This window comes from Bernardetia sp. Wsw4-3y2, from assembly GCF_037126295.1.
Lineage (GTDB): Bacteria > Bacteroidota > Bacteroidia > Cytophagales > Bernardetiaceae > Bernardetia.
In genome coordinates this window covers 4,128,722-4,145,497 of sequence record NZ_CP147017.1, presented here as the reverse complement: position 1 = coordinate 4,145,497, position 16,776 = coordinate 4,128,722, and the positions used below count along the sequence as shown (strand labels likewise).

The window sequence follows — 16,776 nt, the reverse complement described above, 5'->3', positions numbered from 1 at the left end:
AATAGGAATGCATTGTATGTTTAGTATAGTAAAAATTCGTGCCTATTCCCTAAAAAAATATAGTTTTTATACTAAAAGGTTCTATTTTTCGCTCAATTAGCGTATTTTTAGCATTAATAAATAAGAAAATTCATTTTTGTTTCAAATAAATCATTCATTTTATGTCTTTAAATACTCAAAATTTATCTAAAACACCATTAGAATCGTTAATTGAAGCTGAAAAAAAAGCAATTCAGTTATTTTCTGAAATAGAAAAACGAAATCTCATACAAACAGGAAAATCAGAAGAGCAGCTCAGTCAAGAAATTTATGAATTGGCAAATGAAATGTTTGGAACTACTCGCCATTGGCACACACGTATTGTAAGAGCAGGAATAAATACGCTATTACCTTACTATGAAAATCCACCATTGTTGAGATTACAAGAAGATGATATTTTATTTTTAGATTTAGGTCCTATTTTTCAAGAGTGGGAAGCCGATTTAGGAAGAACCTATGTTATTGGAAATAACCCACAGAAACTCAAACTCAAAAATGATGTAGAAAGTATTTGGAATGAATGCAGAAATTGGTATTTAGATAAAATAGAAAACGAAATTCAAGTAACAGGTGCAGAGCTTTATCAAAAAGCAACAGATTTAGCCAATCAAAACGGTTGGGAGTTTGGAGGAGAAATCGCAGGGCATATTGTCGGACAGTTTCCACACGAAAAACTAGAGCAAGAAGACAAAACACTTTATATCCATCCAGAAAATCATTCTTCTATGTTAAGCAAAGACAAAGATGGAAATACTAGAAACTTTATCCTAGAAATTCATTTAGTAGATAGAGAATTAGGAATTGGTGGGTTTTATGAACAATTACTTACTGGCAATTATCAGTAGTGTACTTTACTATTTTTTTGGAACTAATTAGCGAGTAATTTTTATGATGAAACGCAGGATAATACAAAAGACAATTACGTTTTAAAATGCTCTATTTTATTAAAATAATCTGTATAATCAGTAAAATCTGTGTTCCATAAATTTTAGAAATTCGTTTGGCTTCTTTTTGATTTACTTTATCAATTAAATATTTCATTTTAGACTCACTTTTTCTTTGATTATTTTTTTGGTTTTGGTTAGAGAAAGCCAATTTTCTAACATTTGCAAACCGTATTCTGTTAGAGCAGCTTCTGGATGAAACTGAATTGCTTTTATGGGAAGTGTTATATAAGAAGATGCCATTAATTCACTATAAAAATATATTTAAGTATAACACTTATTTGTAAACATAATCTATAACTAAGACAGCTCAAAACTAGGTAAAAACAGAGGTTCTAACTTTAAAGAAGATGTTTGTTGAGTAGCATAGTAGTTTTGAATAATTGTTTGAACAAGACGGTGAGCCGAATATTCAAATTTAATTGGTTTTGGATTTTCTTTTTTGAGCCATTTTTCTACTTTATCATATTTTTTTGATTTTATATTCTTCAAAATAGTTGCTCCGAGAGCTTCCAAACCTGCTGCATTATAATGTTGTTCGTATTGATTTTTCATTGGAATAATCAATAATTTTTTACCTAAAAAAAGAGCTTCTGCTGGTGCTTCAAAACCTGCTCCACAAACAAAGCCTTTACAGGTTCTCAAACTTTCTGTAAATTTTTCCTTATTAACTGGACGAATATGAGCATTTTCATCTCTATATTCTGTATCTGTGTGTTTAGAAAAAATTTCCCAATCGATATAAAAAAAGTGTTTACAAAACTTCAAAAGCTGTTTTTGGTCGTAAGCAGGAAGATAAATCGTATAATGTTCTTTCGTTTCTGCAACTGCATTACGAATTTCGGAACGCACCAAAGGAGGAAAGACAGTATCAGCCAAAGGCAAAAAATGAAAACCATAACCTTCTGAAGTGGGAGCATAATTTTTGATTATAAAATCGCCTACTTTATCACTATGTTTTGGTTTGGGAATATTGGGTAATTTTATAGCTTCTTGGTTGCTAATTCCTATACATTTTTTTCCTTTGAGTTTGCACGCCCAAGCCGAAACAGGTTCAAAATCAGAAAGTATAATATCATATTTTTCGATGGGAAGTGACATAATTGCTTGTATGAAAGGTTTAAACTTTACTTTTTTGAAAGTATCTATAAAATCTATCCCTCCGTTTTTCCCAAAAGTAAAACTAAGACCTTTAAAATTATAATCTACATCGAAAGGTAATTTGAGTTCTGCAGAAGTTCCACTAATCAAAACATCTACATCAGCATATTTCTTAAAAATTGGAATTAGTTCGCAAGCACGGCTAATATGACCATTTCCTGTGGCTTGAAGTGCGTAAAGTAAGCGAGGTTTTGAGTGATTATTTTTCATAAATTTTGATTTAAACTCTAAATATCTTCAGAGACCACTTAGAGTTTTGTTACTCTTTTATTCAAATTCCTTCAAAAGCTGTTCAAATAAATACTCGTTTGTCAATGGATTTTCTGAAACGATTTTCAAATCTGCTTCTGTTAGATTTTCATCTATTTTATGCACATAAAGTGTCCATTTTTTATCATTGTATTCTAAGGCTGTCATATTTTCTACCCAGTCGCCCGAATTTAGATAACATACTTTTTCATTTTCTATTTCTATGTCTTTTATTATGGGCTGATGAATGTGTCCACAAATCACATAATCATATCCATTTTGAATAGCAATTTCAGCAGCCGTAGTTTCAAAATTATTTTTAGATTTAACAGCCGATTTTACGCTATTTTTAATTTGCTTAGAAAGTGAAATTTTTCCTTTTCCTACTTTTTTAAGAACAGAATTAACTGCTTTATTGAGCAGAATCAGAAAGCCATATCCATCTGCACCCATTTTGGCAATCCATTTGGAATGACGCATCGTAACATCAAATACATCTCCGTGAAAAACCCATGCTTGTTTTCCATCTAATTGTAAAACTACTTTATTGACAATTTTGGCATTCGAAACTCCAAAACCAACAAACTTTCTCATCATTTCGTCATGATTTCCAGTGATATAATAAAGCTGAGTACCTTTACTTATCCAATCCAAAATTTTTTTGACCACTTCTACATGCGAAGTAGGAAAGTATTTCCTGCTAAACTGCCATCCATCTATAATATCACCATTCAATACAACTATTTTGGGTTCTATGCTATTCAGATAATCTAAAAGAGGAAGAGCTTTTGAGCCATACGTTCCCAAATGTACATCTGAAATAATGACTACTTCTACTTTGCGTTTCATAGTATTTTTTTGATTAAATAGAATAAATCTTTTGTTTGGTTATACGATTTATCTATGTGCAAAGTATCGAAAACAAATCAACTCCACTTTATAAAAAAGTGAAGTTGTGATAAAGGTTTTAGAAAAAAAAGGCGTAAATGTGAATAAATAGTGTCTAAAAAAATGACACTCTCTCAAAATAAGAAAGTGTCATTATCAAAAATTATAATTATTTCTTCACAAAGAAATATATTTTCTAAAAATACTGCTGAATTTCTTCTTTCATAAATTGTAGAGAGGCTTCATTTTGAGATATTTCTTTTTCTCCTTGTAGTTCAAAGATACGTCTTGAGAGGTCAAAACCTGTTGCACCTTCAGGAAGCTCTCGGTAGGCTTGATTAATAACTGAAATAAACTCTTCGACAGCACTTTTTATGTATTCCCAAGCTGGTTGGCTAATATAAATTTGTTGTGCTACATTATGGTTAAACTCTTCACGGATGGTAAATAATAAAACTTGATGTAGTTCTACAGCGGACTGTCCTCCTTCTGTAAGACGAGGAATAAGATTATTGACAGAATTTCGCTCTAAAAAAATAGCCATTCTTTCGTACGCCTGTAAGCGAATAGGAAGTGCAATTTCACTATTTTTAGATTTGAGCTGAAGTAAAGATTGATTCATCTCTCGTCCTATAAACGATTTAACAACTAAAAACATGCCGTATAAAACTGCGCCTGCTGGCAGTGTAATAATTAAAAGGTCTTTGATTAAAGAGCCGTAATCCATAAAAAACGTATTGAATAGGTAATTTTTATCTTAAAAAATCTGATTGTGATTTTGTATAACTACAAAGGTAAATATTTTTTTGTTCTTTAAATAGGGTTTTCTAATCTAAATTTGACAGTCCATTCATTTAAGGCATCCCCTGCTCTTCTCAAACGTAGTTCAATTTTACGTCCTTCTTTACTTCGGAAAAGTTCATAGATTTCATGAATAGTAAACTTATTTATGTTTATTCCATTTATAGCTACTATTTGATCATCTAATTTTACATCAAGTTGAGCAACAGGCGAATCTTTTTCTATATTTGAAATCAAGTAAATAGCTGTTTCAGGAACTGGATTAGATAATTCTATTCCAGCCATATTATAGTTAAATTCTGCTTTAAAATTTCGATTAGGTCTCAAAATCATTCTGTTTTTTGAATAATCAAAAATAACGTGAAAACGTCTTAAAATCTCTGCACCCAAACTACCATTTCGCTCTCCTTGCCCTTTTACAGTTGCAATAGAAGTAGAATCTGGAAAAGCAGTTGTGACATTTTTTAATTCAATATCATTCAAGATAAGTTTTGAAGAACGCCCCAAATAGCCTGTAATATCGCCTCGCATCCCTTTTCCAAGATATGCTTCTTTATTTTTTTGTGGAATTTGTAGCCTTTCATCAGAAGAAATATCTAACCAAATCGCATGTCCTCCTCCTGTATCGATCAACAACTTTGTAGGAATTGCTGTTGTGTCATTTTGTATAGAATCATTATCATTCAAAATAACTGGATTTTGCTGTATTTTAGCCCAAATGTAAGGCTTTAGATTAATGATTTCGATAGGAATAACAATATCTTTTTTATGTGGCTTATATTGATATTTTTTTTTATTATAAAAAACAATCGTTTTGCTTTCATAGTTTACCTTCACTACAAAATCTGCAAAAATACCATACCCCATAATTCCGTGAATACGCATTCCGAAGCGAGAAGACAAATGAAAAATATCTTCTTTCAAAATTAGTAAATCTTGATGATGTCCTATAATTCCAGAGATATTAAAATTATTATTGGGAGAAGCGTAAGCAATTAATTTTTTACCTGCACCTAAACCAGAGAGTTCTATTTCTTTTATATAATCTACTTGTAATTTATCACCTACCCCCAGTTCAGTTATGAGCATATTTTGAACTCCACTATCTAAAATAAAATGAAGTGTATCTGAATCATTTATCTTAATAGGAATAATAATTAGATTATTAACTAGATTAAATTTCAAAATCAAAGCACGTTTATTAGGTCTTTTAAAACTAAACCCATTATATTTATCTCTTTGAGAGTTTTGGGAGTATTTACAAGAACTTAAGGAAAAAATAAATAAAGTAAGACAACTAAAAAACAGAATATAAAAAAAGAATTTAGAAAAACAATAAAGTATTTTTTTCTTAGATGATAAAAGTATATTTTTTCTCATAAAAAAGTATAAAGTAAGTTTGTGTGTTAAATTAAGTCAGATTTTTTAATTCAAAATACTATTTTAACCTTTAGAAACCAAAATTTAAAATTACTTTTTACTTTAATTGTGAAACTTGATAACTATGAAAGATTTGTTGTAGATGATTAATACAGTGTTTCAAAAGTTTATTTATATTTTACTGTGCATTTAGTTCCTCAGAACTGAATATTTCGCTTCCTCAGAAGCGTGATTCATTTGCTTTCTATCACGTTTCTGAGGAAGCGTTTCGTTCAACTCTGAGGAGTTTAACGGACAAAAAACATTGTGAAAATTGATAACTATAAAAGATTTGTTGTAGATGATTAATTAAACAAACTTTCTTTCAAAATCCATTGTGATGAATACAGATTACAGACTAGAATATGAAATTTTTGAAAGCCAAAATGAGAATAGAGAAAATAAAACAAAACCTCAAATTTGGTTTGCCTTTCATGGAATCGGACAAAATACAGAAGCATTTAAAAACTTTGCAATTCAAAATAATTTAAAAATTTATAGCTTTGGATTGTTTTATCATGAAAAGAATCAAACTAATTTAGAAAAGTTATCAGATAATGAGAGAAAAACTACATTAAAAAACTGGCTTGTTTTGATGCAGCAATTTTTGGAAGAAGAAAAAATAAATCTTGATTACTCTATTACTATCATTGGGTTTTCTTTGGGAGTGCGTCCTGCACTACAGTTTGTTTCTAATTTTTCAAAGTCTGTTTCTATACATCAAATTATCTTAATCGCTCCCGAAACTTTAGCAATCAGTAACTGGTACAGATTTGGAACACAAACTCTTTTTGGAAATGCTTTGCTCAAAAAAGTTGTTTCTTCTAAGGTATTTAAAGAAATAATTATTTCTACTTCGTCATTTATTTTTCCAAAAAACGCCCAAAAACTTATTCGCTATCAAGTATATCATGGCATAAATTCGCTTACTTCTGCTTGGCTGGCTTACCGTTCTTTTGAAATTTATGAAAAGCAGTGGAAAGAAATTTATGAAAATTATGAAGGCAAAATTACGATTGTGGCAAGTGAAAAAGATGCCTTCGTAAACTTGAACATCATTCGAAAATTTGTTAGAAAAAATAGCACTGATAAAGGAAAATCTATAAAATGGATTCTTTCAAAATCGCCTCACGCTCATTTACTTAGAGAATTCAGATTATAAAATTAGGACATAAAAAAAGGAAAAGGCAAGCCTTTTCCTTACAAATTATCACATTTATAATTCTATTTCTTATTTTTCATATTCAGTTACATCCACTTCAATACCACCAATAAACATATCAGCTCTAATTTTGAGTGGAATTCGATCTTCGTCGGCTGACATCCAAATTTTGATAGATTCTTTTCCACTAAAAAGACCATTTTCTGGCATAATTGGAGTCATTACAAAGGTCTCTTTTTTACCTATTTTTGTTTTGATAGTTTCTTTTCCAATATAACGCACCTTAAAATCATACACTGAATCTTCAAAGAAAGCATCCATTCTGATAATTTCATTTTTAGTCAGTTTTTCATAATCCACTCTACGCAGAAAATAATATCCACTAATCATGTCTTGTACGTTTGTAGGAATTGGATATTCTTTTTTTGTCCAACTTTTATCATCTCTTTTTTTGTACTTTACATTAGCTTGTTTTCCTGAGTGGTCAAACTCTACTGTCTCTTCTTTTCTATATTTGTTTTCTTTTATTTTTCTATAAAATTTGCGTGGAATGTGTTTTTGTCTGTCAATATAAGAACTCCATTTATCATCTACATTAGTTGTCCAACCAAAAACACCAACTGTTTTGCCTTCTACATCTACTTTATAACAACTATTTCCATTTATAGTGTGAAAGTTATTATCTACTTTAACTACAGCTTCACCAGCATTGATAAAACCATAATGCACTAAATAAGAAATTTTTTCTCCCTTAGTAAAATTAACATCAGAGAGCATAGCCACTCGGTTTCCATTTTGATAAGTCATAAATGCAGATGTAGAAAAAAGCAGAAAACTAACAGCAACTGCCAAAATGACAAATATTCGTAAAGGAGAATTTTTCAATTTACTCAAAAATGAAGAACTAGAAATTGTATAAGTATGTAATTTTTTCATAATAGGTATAATAAGGAATTTAGGAATAGATTTTAGGCTTATTTTAAAGACGTTTTGAGGTAAAAAATCCCTCATCTACATCTATAAAAATTTAGCAACTAAAATGCTTACTGATGGTAATTTTGCAATAACTATTCCTAAATTTAATTTCGATATAATAGATAAACAGTTACACATCGATTTAGTTTAAATCACCGTATTCAAACTTAGGAGCTGGTTTTATCTTTACAAATTGTTCTCCCAAAGTAGGAATTTCATCTTTTTTAACCATCAAGAGTTCATTGAGTTGGCTTGCATAATCTGTATAATTTTTACGCAATAAAAAATCTGTATTGTCTAATTCTGAAAAATAAGTAATGACAGAATAAGGAATCGGATAACGCTCAAGTTCTGGATTATTTTCCTTGATTTGTTTGATAAGAGTCTGAATTTCTACTAGTTTTTTGTCATAAGCATCCATTGTTTTTGCACTTTGCATGGTCTTATCATCATAACGTAGTTTGAGAAGAGCTTTTCTTTCTGTTTCCAATTTATCTATCAACTCTTTTCCATTAAAACCCTCTACATAACGAGCTTCACGAACAAATTTTTGTAACATGTCATCCTTTTCACGCTCAGCAGACAAAAGACGATTCCAAGTTACAACAACACTATCATTAAGCATAGTGAGTTTATCAGGTAAAGCAAGCGTATCAGCATCAGGCATATTTGAAGTAGCTTTTTCCCAAAGAGCTTCCTGTTCTGCCATCTCCTGATTTTCTTGTGAGGTGGTTTCTATATTTTCTTCTTGTGTTTTTTTATCTTTACAAGAGGATAAAAAAAACACATTACTTAAAAGTAAAGCAGTTAAGACGACAAACGAAAAATGATTTAGTTTTTTCATAGAAATTAAGTTTTTAGTTTTGTTGTTGGTTAATCACTAACAACAGTAACTATTTTTTATTAAATAGAGTTACTTTTTTTTTAATTGATACAAAGATAATCAAAGAAAAACGTTTTTTGTTTGTTCTCAAAACTGTCAAAGTCCAAAATTATTGTAGCAAAATAATAATCAATTTTAAAAACTAGCTAGATTCAATTAGAGTTTGTACTTTTACAGACTATAACTAAAATTACTTTCCCATTCTAAAGAATGAGTTACAGAATGTAGTTTCTCACGCTGAGGAGCAAACTACAGACCTACAAAATATTAAATCACAAAAATCAAATTATCGTGCGAGTAATCATAAGTGGAGGTGGAACAGGTGGACATATTTACCCAGGAATTGCTATTGCTGATGCCCTAAAAGCTATAAATCCAAATACAGAAATTTTGTTTGTGGGTGCAGAGGGAAAAATGGAAATGGAAAAAGTACCAAAGGCAGGTTATCGTGTCATTGGTCTTCCTATTCGGGGGTTACAGCGCAGTTTTTCACCCAAAAATATCTTGGAAAACTTAAAATTTCCAGTTCGCCTTTTTGGAAGTTTAAATCAAGCACGCAACGTAATAAAAGAATTTAAACCTGATGTAGTCGTCGGAACGGGTGGGTATGCAAGTGGCGCAGTTTTGCAAGTAGCTACAACAATGGGGATTCCTACACTTATACAAGAGCAAAACGGACACGCAGGACTTACCAACAAACTTCTTTCACGCCAAGTAAAAGCAATTTGTGTGGCTTATCCGAATATGGATAGTTATTTTCCAAAACAAAAAATACAGTTTACTGGAAACCCTGTTCGTTCAGATTTAAAAAACTTGCCTAATTCAACTCAATCCGATTTTGATTATTTTAATCTTATGAAAGGCAAAAAAACCATTTTGGTAATGGGTGGAAGTGGTGGCGCAAAGGTCATCAATGAAGCAATTTTGAATGGTCTAGAAACGATTTTAGAACATGATTTTCAGCTTATTTGGCAAACAGGAAAGTTTTATATTGATTCTATAAAAAAACAACTAGCTGCAAAGAATCTTCTCCATCATCCTCTTCTTTTTGTAAATGACTTTATTTACGATATGAAAAAAGCCTATCAATGTGCTGATATTGTCATTGGTCGTGCTGGTGCTTTGACAATTTCTGAACTTACTTTGGTAGAAAAACCTGCTATCTTAATTCCTTCGCCAAATGTAGCTGAAGACCACCAAACCAAAAATGCAATGGCATTAGCTAAAGAGGATGCAGCCATGCTTATAAAAGATAATGAAGCCAACGAAAGACTTATTCCGACGCTTATTTATGTTTTGAATGATGAAAACCAACAAGAAAAACTAAAGAATAATATTAGGAGTTTTGCTCGTCCTGATGCTGCAAAGGATATTGCTAGAAAAGTTATGGAGTTGGGAAGTAGATTGTAAGATTATGAGTGAAAATAGTAGGATAAAACTTTTTGGATGGGAAGAAGGTATGCAAAAGGTAAACCTAACACTTTTGCAAAGATATGAATTCAATATTCCTTTAGGAATTGCTAAACGCAATGTTGATAAATTATTAAACGACGAAGAGGTTTATTTAGAATTTTCTGATTTAGAGGAAACATTATCTTTTATTGAAAAAGCTAAAAATTTAGGAGTATCTTCCATAACTATAATGTAATTGCTTTTGGAAAATACTAGCCTTAGTGGAAGACAAAAAAGCTACTCATTTTTTGTAGAAAATGTATAAGCTGATTTAATTCAAAATAAATTCAAAATTGCTTTGTTTCTTTGTGGCTATGAAAATCCTTATTATAGAAGATGAAACTCAGCTTGCCAAAGACATTGCTAATTATCTTTCTGAAGAGAGTTATTTGTGTGAGTTTGCGACTACTTTTGGGCAAGCCATTACCAAAATAGAATCCTATCAATATGATTGTATTTTGTTAGATATTATGTTGCCTGATGGCAATGGAATGAAAATATTGGAAGAACTCAAAAGCCAAAACAAACAAGAAGGAGTAATTATTATTTCTGCCAAAAATGCTTTAGATGATAAAATAGAAGGCTTAAAACTTGGTGCAGATGATTATTTAACAAAACCCTTTCATCTTTCAGAACTAGCAGCTCGTATTTATTCGATTATTCGCAGAAAACAATTTACCAATTCGAATACCATACAGCAAAACGAATTAGAAATTGATTTACTTTCAAAAACAGTTTTAGTAAAAGACAAAACCGTCATTCTTACAAAAAAAGAATTTGACTTACTTCTTTATTTTATAGGAAATAAAAACAGAGTTATCTCAAAAAGCACTTTAGCCGAACACTTGTCTGGCGATTTTGCCGATATGCTTGATAATCATGATTTTGTCTATGCACATATCAAAAATCTGAAAAAGAAATTAACTGATGCAGGTTGTGAATTGTATCTAAAAACAGTTTATGGCACAGGTTATAAATGGGAAATATGAAAAAACTCTTAAACAAAACACTACTTTCATTTACCATTTATTCGCTTGTTGTACTTTTGGCAAGTGTACCTACTTATTTTTATTTTATTGATGCCATTTGGATTAGTGAATTAGATGAAAACAATGAATTGATAGCAGAAAAAATAGAACATGAACTTCAAAAATTAGAGTTTAATCAAACTGAATTAAATCAAAGCATTATTCTTTTAAATAAAATTCAGCCCAATACCAACTTAGAAAAAACGAATTCTGAAAACATAATTATTGACAGCACCTACACTATTTTCAGAAAAAATCCTTATCTAAACTATGAAGATATAAATCGTTTTAGAGGTTTATCAAAGACAATTAAACTCAATGAAAAAAATTATATTCTAACAGTAGAGTCTAATTTAGAAGAAAGTTCGGAAACAGTGGTGGCTATTGCTCAAATTACTTTTGTATTTCTTATCGTTTTATTAGTTGGCTTTTTGGTTTTAAATAGAGTTTTGTCAGTTCGATTATGGAAACCTTTTCGTTCTACTTTGTCCAAACTAAAGAATTTCAACTTAACTAATAATTCTGAAATTGAATTTAAAAAAACGACTACATTCGAATTTGAAGAATTGAATATAGCTTTGAGTAGGCTCATTAAACAGAATATTCAAGTCTATCAAACACAAAAAGAATTTACTGAAAATGCTTCTCACGAGCTTCAAACACCTTTAGCTATTTTGAAAGGAAAGCTAAGTTTACTTTTACAAGAAAAAGAACTCACTACAAATCAGTATCAAATTATTGAAGAAATGAATACCACACTTACACGTATTTCAAGAATCAATAAAAATTTACTTCTGCTTGCCAAAATTGAAAACAATCAATTTCAAGAAACTACAACTATTGAAATTAGTAAATTAATGAGCTATTCTTTAGAAATTTTGGAGGAGCATTTTGAACATAAAAACTTAACTATTCAAACACATATAGAACCAAATTTGAGTAAAGATGGGAATCCGACTTTAGTAGAAATTCTCATCAACAATCTACTCTTAAATGCCATTCGGCATAGCAATCAACATGAAAAAGTAAGTGTTATTCTTACCAAAGAGAAATTAAAAATTTGTAATTCGGGCAATGCTACTTTAGAGGAAAAAGATTTATTTAATCGTTTTGTAAAGGTTTCGAATAGTTCTTTGGGAAGTGGTTTGGGGTTAAATATTATAAAGCAGATTTGTAATTCGCATAAATGGAAAGTTTTGTATCAGTTTGAAAATAATTTTCATGTTTTTGTAGTAGAATTCTCATAAGAAGGTAAAAATTCAAAATTTCTTCAAAGTTGCTTACGAGTTTTGTAGCATATCATTTTAAAAACCTACAAAACAAAGAATTAACCATGAAGCAAATAATCTTATTTTTAACTCTTTTATTTTCTACTTTATTTTTTCAAAATCAATTACAAGCACAAGACCAAGTTCAGAACACTAACTCAGAAATAGATAGTCTTTCATTTATCAAATCAAGAAAAATGTCTGATGAAGATTTAGAAAAAAAGAGAGAAGCAACTTTTGTTACAGGTTTGCCTGATTTCTCTTCCGACCCTGTTACAGGTTTTGGTTTTGGTATAAATAGCAATATATATTGGAATGGAAAGCGAGAAAATCCTCTTTTTGCCTATACACCTTATCTAGCCAAATTAAAAGCAAATGCAGCTTATTATACTTCTAATGCTAGAGAAATCTCTTTGTCATTAGATGTTCCTTATTATAAAGGCACACGTTGGAGATTCAAAATTGATGTAAAAGCACAACAAAACCCAACCAATTTATATTTTGGTTTGACAGAAAAAACATTGGGAAAGTTAAGTCTTCCATCCAATTCAACTGCAACTTTTGATACCTATAAAGCATTTGATGAAGCAAGACAAATAATTCGTTTATCTGATGAAACGGAAATGAATAACAACGAAATAATTTTTGTAACTGATGCACTTTCAAATCGATTCAAAGAAACTGAATACATGCTCAATTTAAAAGCAGATTATGCTATTGGAAACGGTAAATGGAGAGCAATGGGAGGTTATGAAATTCAGCATCTTAGTTATGCAACTTTTGAAGGACTAGAAACAGATGGAAGAGTACCAATATCAAGAGAAACCTTAGTTGTACCAAATGGTTCTTCGCTTCTAAGAAGAGATTTTCAAGAAGGTACAATTTCTGGAATAAAAGGTGGTTGGGTTTCAATTATTCAGTCAGCTCTTATTTATGATACAAGAGATTTTGAACCAGATCCCACAAAAGGAGTTTATTTTGAAGTAGCTAATGAATATTCAAGTAAATTAATCGGCTCACAGTTTGATTTTGATAAATTTTTCATTCAAGGACGGGCATTTCAAAAATTACCTGTCGGAAAAAGAACTGTTTTAGCAGGACGAATAGGAATAGGAAATATTTTTGGAAATAATGCTCCTTTCTTTGAATATCAAGACCAATGGAGTCCAGATGGAAGTATAAATGCTTTAGGTGGTGGAAGTTCTTTACGAGGCTACAGACAAAATCGGTTTTTAGCTAGAGCAATGTGGTTTACAAATATAGAATTAAGAATTCGTTTGCTTGAAACAAAAATAGCTAAACAGCTTTTTGGATTTTCTTTAGCTCCTTTTGTAGATGCAGGAACAGTAAGGGATAAATGGCAAGATTTGAATTTTGAAAATATAAAAACTTCGTATGGTACAGGATTGAGAATTGCTTGGAATCAATCTACCATTCTATCACTTGATTATGGACGTTCAAAAGAGGATGCTTTACTTTATTTTGGAATAGGACAAATTTTTTAAACTTTATATCCAATAAAAACAATACGTAAAAATGAAACAAATACTAAAGGAATTTATACGAAAAATAAGAAGCATTTTATTAGGCATTTTCAATAAGGATAATCCCAACTTATCTTATATTATTACTGCTATAATAGCTTTTATTGTAGTTGTAGGTGGAATGAATGTCTTTATTGAGCTTACAGAACACATAAAGGAAGATGTATTAGCTAGTTATGACAGACAAATTGCTGATTACATTATATCTTTTCGTACTCCTTTTCTGACCCGTTATTTTACCTTTGTAACTCATGTAGGCGACCGTAATGGTTATTTAATTGCCCTTGCTGTATTTGCCATAGTTAGTTATTTAGCTTTCAAAAAATGGCGATATGTTCTTCAAACAACAGGTGTTTTATTGATTGCATCAATTTCGAATATAATGCTTAAAAGATTTATAGATAGAGCAAGACCTAGTGCAGAACATCTAGTTACGGTAACTACTCTGAGTTATCCAAGTGGACATGCAATGAGTGCAATGGCTTTCTATGGCTTTTTAGTCTATTTGTGTTACAGATTCAAAATGAATAAATTTTTAAAAATTGGTATCATTACACTCTTTGTGCTACTCATTTTGAGTATCGGAATTAGCCGTATTTATTTAGGGGTTCATTTTCCCACAGATATAGCTGGAGGTTTTATTGCTGGATTAATTTGGGTAATTTTTTGTATTTTTATAATCAATCTCGTTGAGATATATAGAAAAAAAACTGTAGAATAATTTGAACTAGAGGACACAGTTCAGCTATTAATTATGAAGTTGTTTAAGAATGCAAATTTTTCCTTAGAATTGTGCAAACCCAATTCTAAGGAAAAATAACACAGCCTTTGTAGGTGTTTTAGCATAGCGACACCAACAAATACACAAACCTATTCTTAAACAACTTCTATATAAAAATGGTGTTTTTTACTCAAATTTCTTTGTCAGATTTTCTACCACTTCTCTAATTTTGCTTTTGCCAGAAGTTAAGTCACTTTGAATATCCATAATTGTTTTATCTCCAGCCAAAACAAATGTATTTCGTTTAGGAATCGAAACAATAGGAAGTAAAGAATCATATAGTTTTGCAACTTTTCCTTTTGTGTCTGCTAAGAGTTCGAAAGGTAATTTATATTCTTCTTTAAAACGCAAATGTGTTTCAATATCATCTTTACTAATTCCGATAACTGTAACACCTAAATCTCTAAATGCCCCAAACTCATCTCTAAACGAACACGCCTGTTCAGTACAAACACTCGTAAAATCTTTTGGATAAAAATAAATAATACAAGGTTCGTTGCCTACCGAATCATAAAGAGTAAACTGTTCACCTGAAGTAGAATCTAAAGTGAAATTTGGTGCTTTTTCTCCAATTTTTAGTCCCATAAGTATATTTTTTAAATTGTAAATGAAAGTATTTAATTAATAGATTATCAAACTGGTTTGATAGTGATTAGTTTGAAAACAAGTAAATTTTAATTTGTCTAAAAAATCAAAACTATTTTTGATATAGGAGGTTTTGATATTGAAGTTGTTTAATGAATAGAAAAATTATTTTTCAATAAAGAAAGTAGGGTTTGCAAATCCTGCTTTATGGAAAAACACACAGCTTTTGTTGGTGTTTTAGCGTAACGACACCAACAAATACACAAACCTATTCTTAAACAACTTCATAGAAAATTAAGTAAGTGAGTTATTTTAGAAATCGATTTTTTTTCTTAGCTCAAAGTGCTTAATTTTGCATCTTAGTTTTCACAAAGAATAATTAATATTAATTTTCTTACCATTTTAAACAGAATCTATACTATGAATTTAGTGAATCATCCTGCGCCTCGTTTTTCTGCTCCTGCTGTAATTGAAGGCGAAGAAATCATTAACGACTTTTCATTAGACCAATATATTGGCAAAAAAAATGTAATCCTTTTCTTTTATCCAAAAGATTTTACATTTGTTTGCCCAACTGAAATTTTAGCTTTTCAAGAAAAATTAGCTCTTTTTGAATCTAAAGATACAGCTATTGTAGGCTGTTCTACTGATACAGAAGAAACTCACCTTGCTTGGCTTATGACTCCAAAAAATAAAGGTGGAATTGAAGGTGTAACTTTCCCAATGGTAGCTGATACAGCTAAAACAATCGCTACAAATTATGGCGTTTTGGGTGGAGACTACACATATGACGATAGAAACAATCTTGTTTTTGAAGGCGCACCAATTTGTCTTCGTGGAACATATTTAATCAATAAAGAAGGAATTATCAAGCATATTTCTATTAATGATTTTCCTTTGGGTCGTAACATTGACGAATATATCCGTTTAGTAGATGCTCTTCGTTATGTTGAGAAACATGGTGAGGTTTGTCCTGCAAACTGGGAAGAAGGAAAAGAAGCAATGCACGAAACTAGAGAAAGTGTAGCTAATTATTTAGGTAAAAAGTAATTTTTGCTTTCTAATTACTCAAACTTAAAAAAACAGATAATCTAAAATAAAGATTATCTGTTTTTTTGTTCGCAACTTTGTAAAGTTTCTATTTCATAAAAAAACCTTTGCCTACCCACTAAGCAAAGGTTTTATTTTATTTATGTTTTATATAAAAATGAAATTCTATTTTTTAGAATAATTCAATATATTACTTATTGTCTGATTTGATGGCTTGTGCCTTGTTTGGCAATCATCCATTTGTTTTTTCAGACTTACTATTTCATAGAAAAACTGATTTAGTTTTTCGTTAGATTGAAGTAACAACTCTACTTTTGAGTTTTCTAATGAGGAAGTCTCTTGATACACATAACGTACTACCATATTTTGAAGATACTGAAAATCAGTTTCTTTATCACTTGAGGCAGTTGTTGATGTAGAATTAATTAATGAGTTAATTTTAGATAGGATTGGATTTTTCATACGCTTTTTCGCTTATATAGATAGAATAACCTGTGTTTTTTTGAGTTGTTCTGATTCAAGCTCGTATTCAATCTTTTCAATCACT

At 30.4% G+C, this 16,776-nt stretch carries 18 protein-coding genes; 9 read left to right on the top strand and 9 right to left on the bottom strand.

The window, feature by feature from the left end; all coding sequences use genetic code 11:
• Positions 1–161: 161 nt before the first annotated feature.
• On the top strand, positions 162–884 hold the full coding sequence (locus V9L05_RS17095; RefSeq protein WP_338813058.1) for a M24 family metallopeptidase: 723 nt from the start codon (positions 162–164) through the stop codon (positions 882–884).
• A gap of 192 nt (positions 885–1,076) precedes the next feature.
• Here V9L05_RS17095 and V9L05_RS17090 read toward each other — a convergent pair whose 3' ends face one another.
• The 5 genes from V9L05_RS17090 to V9L05_RS17070 all read right to left on the bottom strand — a co-directional run bounded on the left by V9L05_RS17090 (position 1,077) and on the right by V9L05_RS17070 (position 5,267).
• Positions 1,077–1,226, bottom strand: a complete 150-nt coding sequence (locus V9L05_RS17090; RefSeq protein WP_338792003.1) for a hypothetical protein — start codon at positions 1,224–1,226, stop codon at positions 1,077–1,079.
• Positions 1,227–1,283: 57 nt separating this feature from the next.
• Entirely contained in the window at positions 1,284–2,354 is a 1,071-nt protein-coding gene (locus V9L05_RS17085) for a glycosyltransferase family protein (protein ID WP_338813056.1), read from the bottom strand.
• A gap of 57 nt (positions 2,355–2,411) precedes the next feature.
• Entirely contained in the window at positions 2,412–3,242 is an 831-nt protein-coding gene (locus tag V9L05_RS17080; RefSeq protein WP_338813054.1) for a UDP-2,3-diacylglucosamine diphosphatase, read from the bottom strand.
• 235 nt (positions 3,243–3,477) lie between these two features.
• The gene (locus tag V9L05_RS17075; protein WP_338792006.1) at positions 3,478–4,008 is read right to left on the bottom strand and encodes a hypothetical protein; all 531 of its coding nucleotides are present in this window, start codon (positions 4,006–4,008) and stop codon (positions 3,478–3,480) included.
• 86 nt (positions 4,009–4,094) lie between these two features.
• On the bottom strand, positions 4,095–5,267 hold the full coding sequence (locus V9L05_RS17070) for an aspartyl protease family protein (RefSeq protein WP_338792007.1): 1,173 nt from the start codon (positions 5,265–5,267) through the stop codon (positions 4,095–4,097).
• Positions 5,268–5,841: 574 nt separating this feature from the next.
• On the opposite strand from V9L05_RS17070, the gene V9L05_RS17065 reads away from it, so the two are divergent.
• Positions 5,842–6,663 carry a hypothetical protein gene (locus V9L05_RS17065; protein ID WP_338813053.1) on the top strand — a complete coding sequence of 274 codons (822 nt, stop codon included), beginning with the start codon at positions 5,842–5,844 and terminating at the stop codon, positions 6,661–6,663.
• A 69-nt stretch (positions 6,664–6,732) separates the two neighbouring features.
• Here V9L05_RS17065 and V9L05_RS17060 read toward each other — a convergent pair whose 3' ends face one another.
• A complete protein-coding gene (locus tag V9L05_RS17060) occupies positions 6,733–7,599 on the bottom strand; it encodes a DUF3108 domain-containing protein (RefSeq protein WP_338813052.1) in 867 nt (288 codons plus the stop codon).
• A gap of 181 nt (positions 7,600–7,780) precedes the next feature.
• On the bottom strand, positions 7,781–8,482 hold the full coding sequence (locus V9L05_RS17055; protein WP_338792010.1) for a hypothetical protein: 702 nt from the start codon (positions 8,480–8,482) through the stop codon (positions 7,781–7,783).
• A gap of 330 nt (positions 8,483–8,812) precedes the next feature.
• Here V9L05_RS17055 and murG point away from each other — a divergent pair, with 330 nt between their 5' ends.
• The 6 genes from murG (at position 8,813) to V9L05_RS17025 (ending at position 14,534) form a co-directional block, all read left to right on the top strand.
• Positions 8,813–9,931, top strand: a complete 1,119-nt coding sequence (gene murG / locus V9L05_RS17050; RefSeq protein ID WP_338813051.1) for an undecaprenyldiphospho-muramoylpentapeptide beta-N-acetylglucosaminyltransferase — start codon at positions 8,813–8,815, stop codon at positions 9,929–9,931.
• 4 nt (positions 9,932–9,935) lie between these two features.
• A complete protein-coding gene (locus tag V9L05_RS17045) occupies positions 9,936–10,169 on the top strand; it encodes a hypothetical protein (protein WP_338813050.1) in 234 nt (77 codons plus the stop codon).
• A 118-nt stretch (positions 10,170–10,287) separates the two neighbouring features.
• Positions 10,288–10,962 carry a response regulator transcription factor gene (locus tag V9L05_RS17040; protein WP_338792015.1) on the top strand — a complete coding sequence of 225 codons (675 nt, stop codon included), beginning with the start codon at positions 10,288–10,290 and terminating at the stop codon, positions 10,960–10,962.
• The gene (locus V9L05_RS17035; protein ID WP_338813049.1) at positions 10,959–12,248 is read left to right on the top strand and encodes a HAMP domain-containing sensor histidine kinase; all 1,290 of its coding nucleotides are present in this window, start codon (positions 10,959–10,961) and stop codon (positions 12,246–12,248) included. Before V9L05_RS17040 ends, V9L05_RS17035 begins: the two co-directional genes overlap by 4 nt.
• 86 nt (positions 12,249–12,334) lie before the next feature.
• Positions 12,335–13,774 (top strand): DUF5982 domain-containing protein, encoded by a 1,440-nt coding sequence (locus tag V9L05_RS17030; RefSeq protein WP_338813047.1) that lies wholly within the window; start codon positions 12,335–12,337, stop codon positions 13,772–13,774.
• Between the two features lie 31 nt (positions 13,775–13,805).
• Positions 13,806–14,534, top strand: coding sequence for a phosphatase PAP2 family protein (locus V9L05_RS17025; RefSeq protein ID WP_338813045.1), 729 nt, complete (start codon positions 13,806–13,808; stop codon positions 14,532–14,534).
• Positions 14,535–14,720: 186 nt separating this feature from the next.
• Here V9L05_RS17025 and V9L05_RS17020 read toward each other — a convergent pair whose 3' ends face one another.
• The gene (locus tag V9L05_RS17020) at positions 14,721–15,179 is read right to left on the bottom strand and encodes a peroxiredoxin (protein ID WP_338792019.1); all 459 of its coding nucleotides are present in this window, start codon (positions 15,177–15,179) and stop codon (positions 14,721–14,723) included.
• Positions 15,180–15,599: 420 nt separating this feature from the next.
• Here V9L05_RS17020 and V9L05_RS17015 point away from each other — a divergent pair, with 420 nt between their 5' ends.
• The gene (locus tag V9L05_RS17015) at positions 15,600–16,229 is read left to right on the top strand and encodes a peroxiredoxin (RefSeq protein WP_338792020.1); all 630 of its coding nucleotides are present in this window, start codon (positions 15,600–15,602) and stop codon (positions 16,227–16,229) included.
• A gap of 165 nt (positions 16,230–16,394) precedes the next feature.
• On the opposite strand, the gene V9L05_RS17010 is transcribed toward V9L05_RS17015, so the two are convergent.
• Positions 16,395–16,691 carry a hypothetical protein gene (locus tag V9L05_RS17010; protein ID WP_338792021.1) on the bottom strand — a complete coding sequence of 99 codons (297 nt, stop codon included), beginning with the start codon at positions 16,689–16,691 and terminating at the stop codon, positions 16,395–16,397.
• Positions 16,692–16,776: the final 85 nt, after the last annotated feature.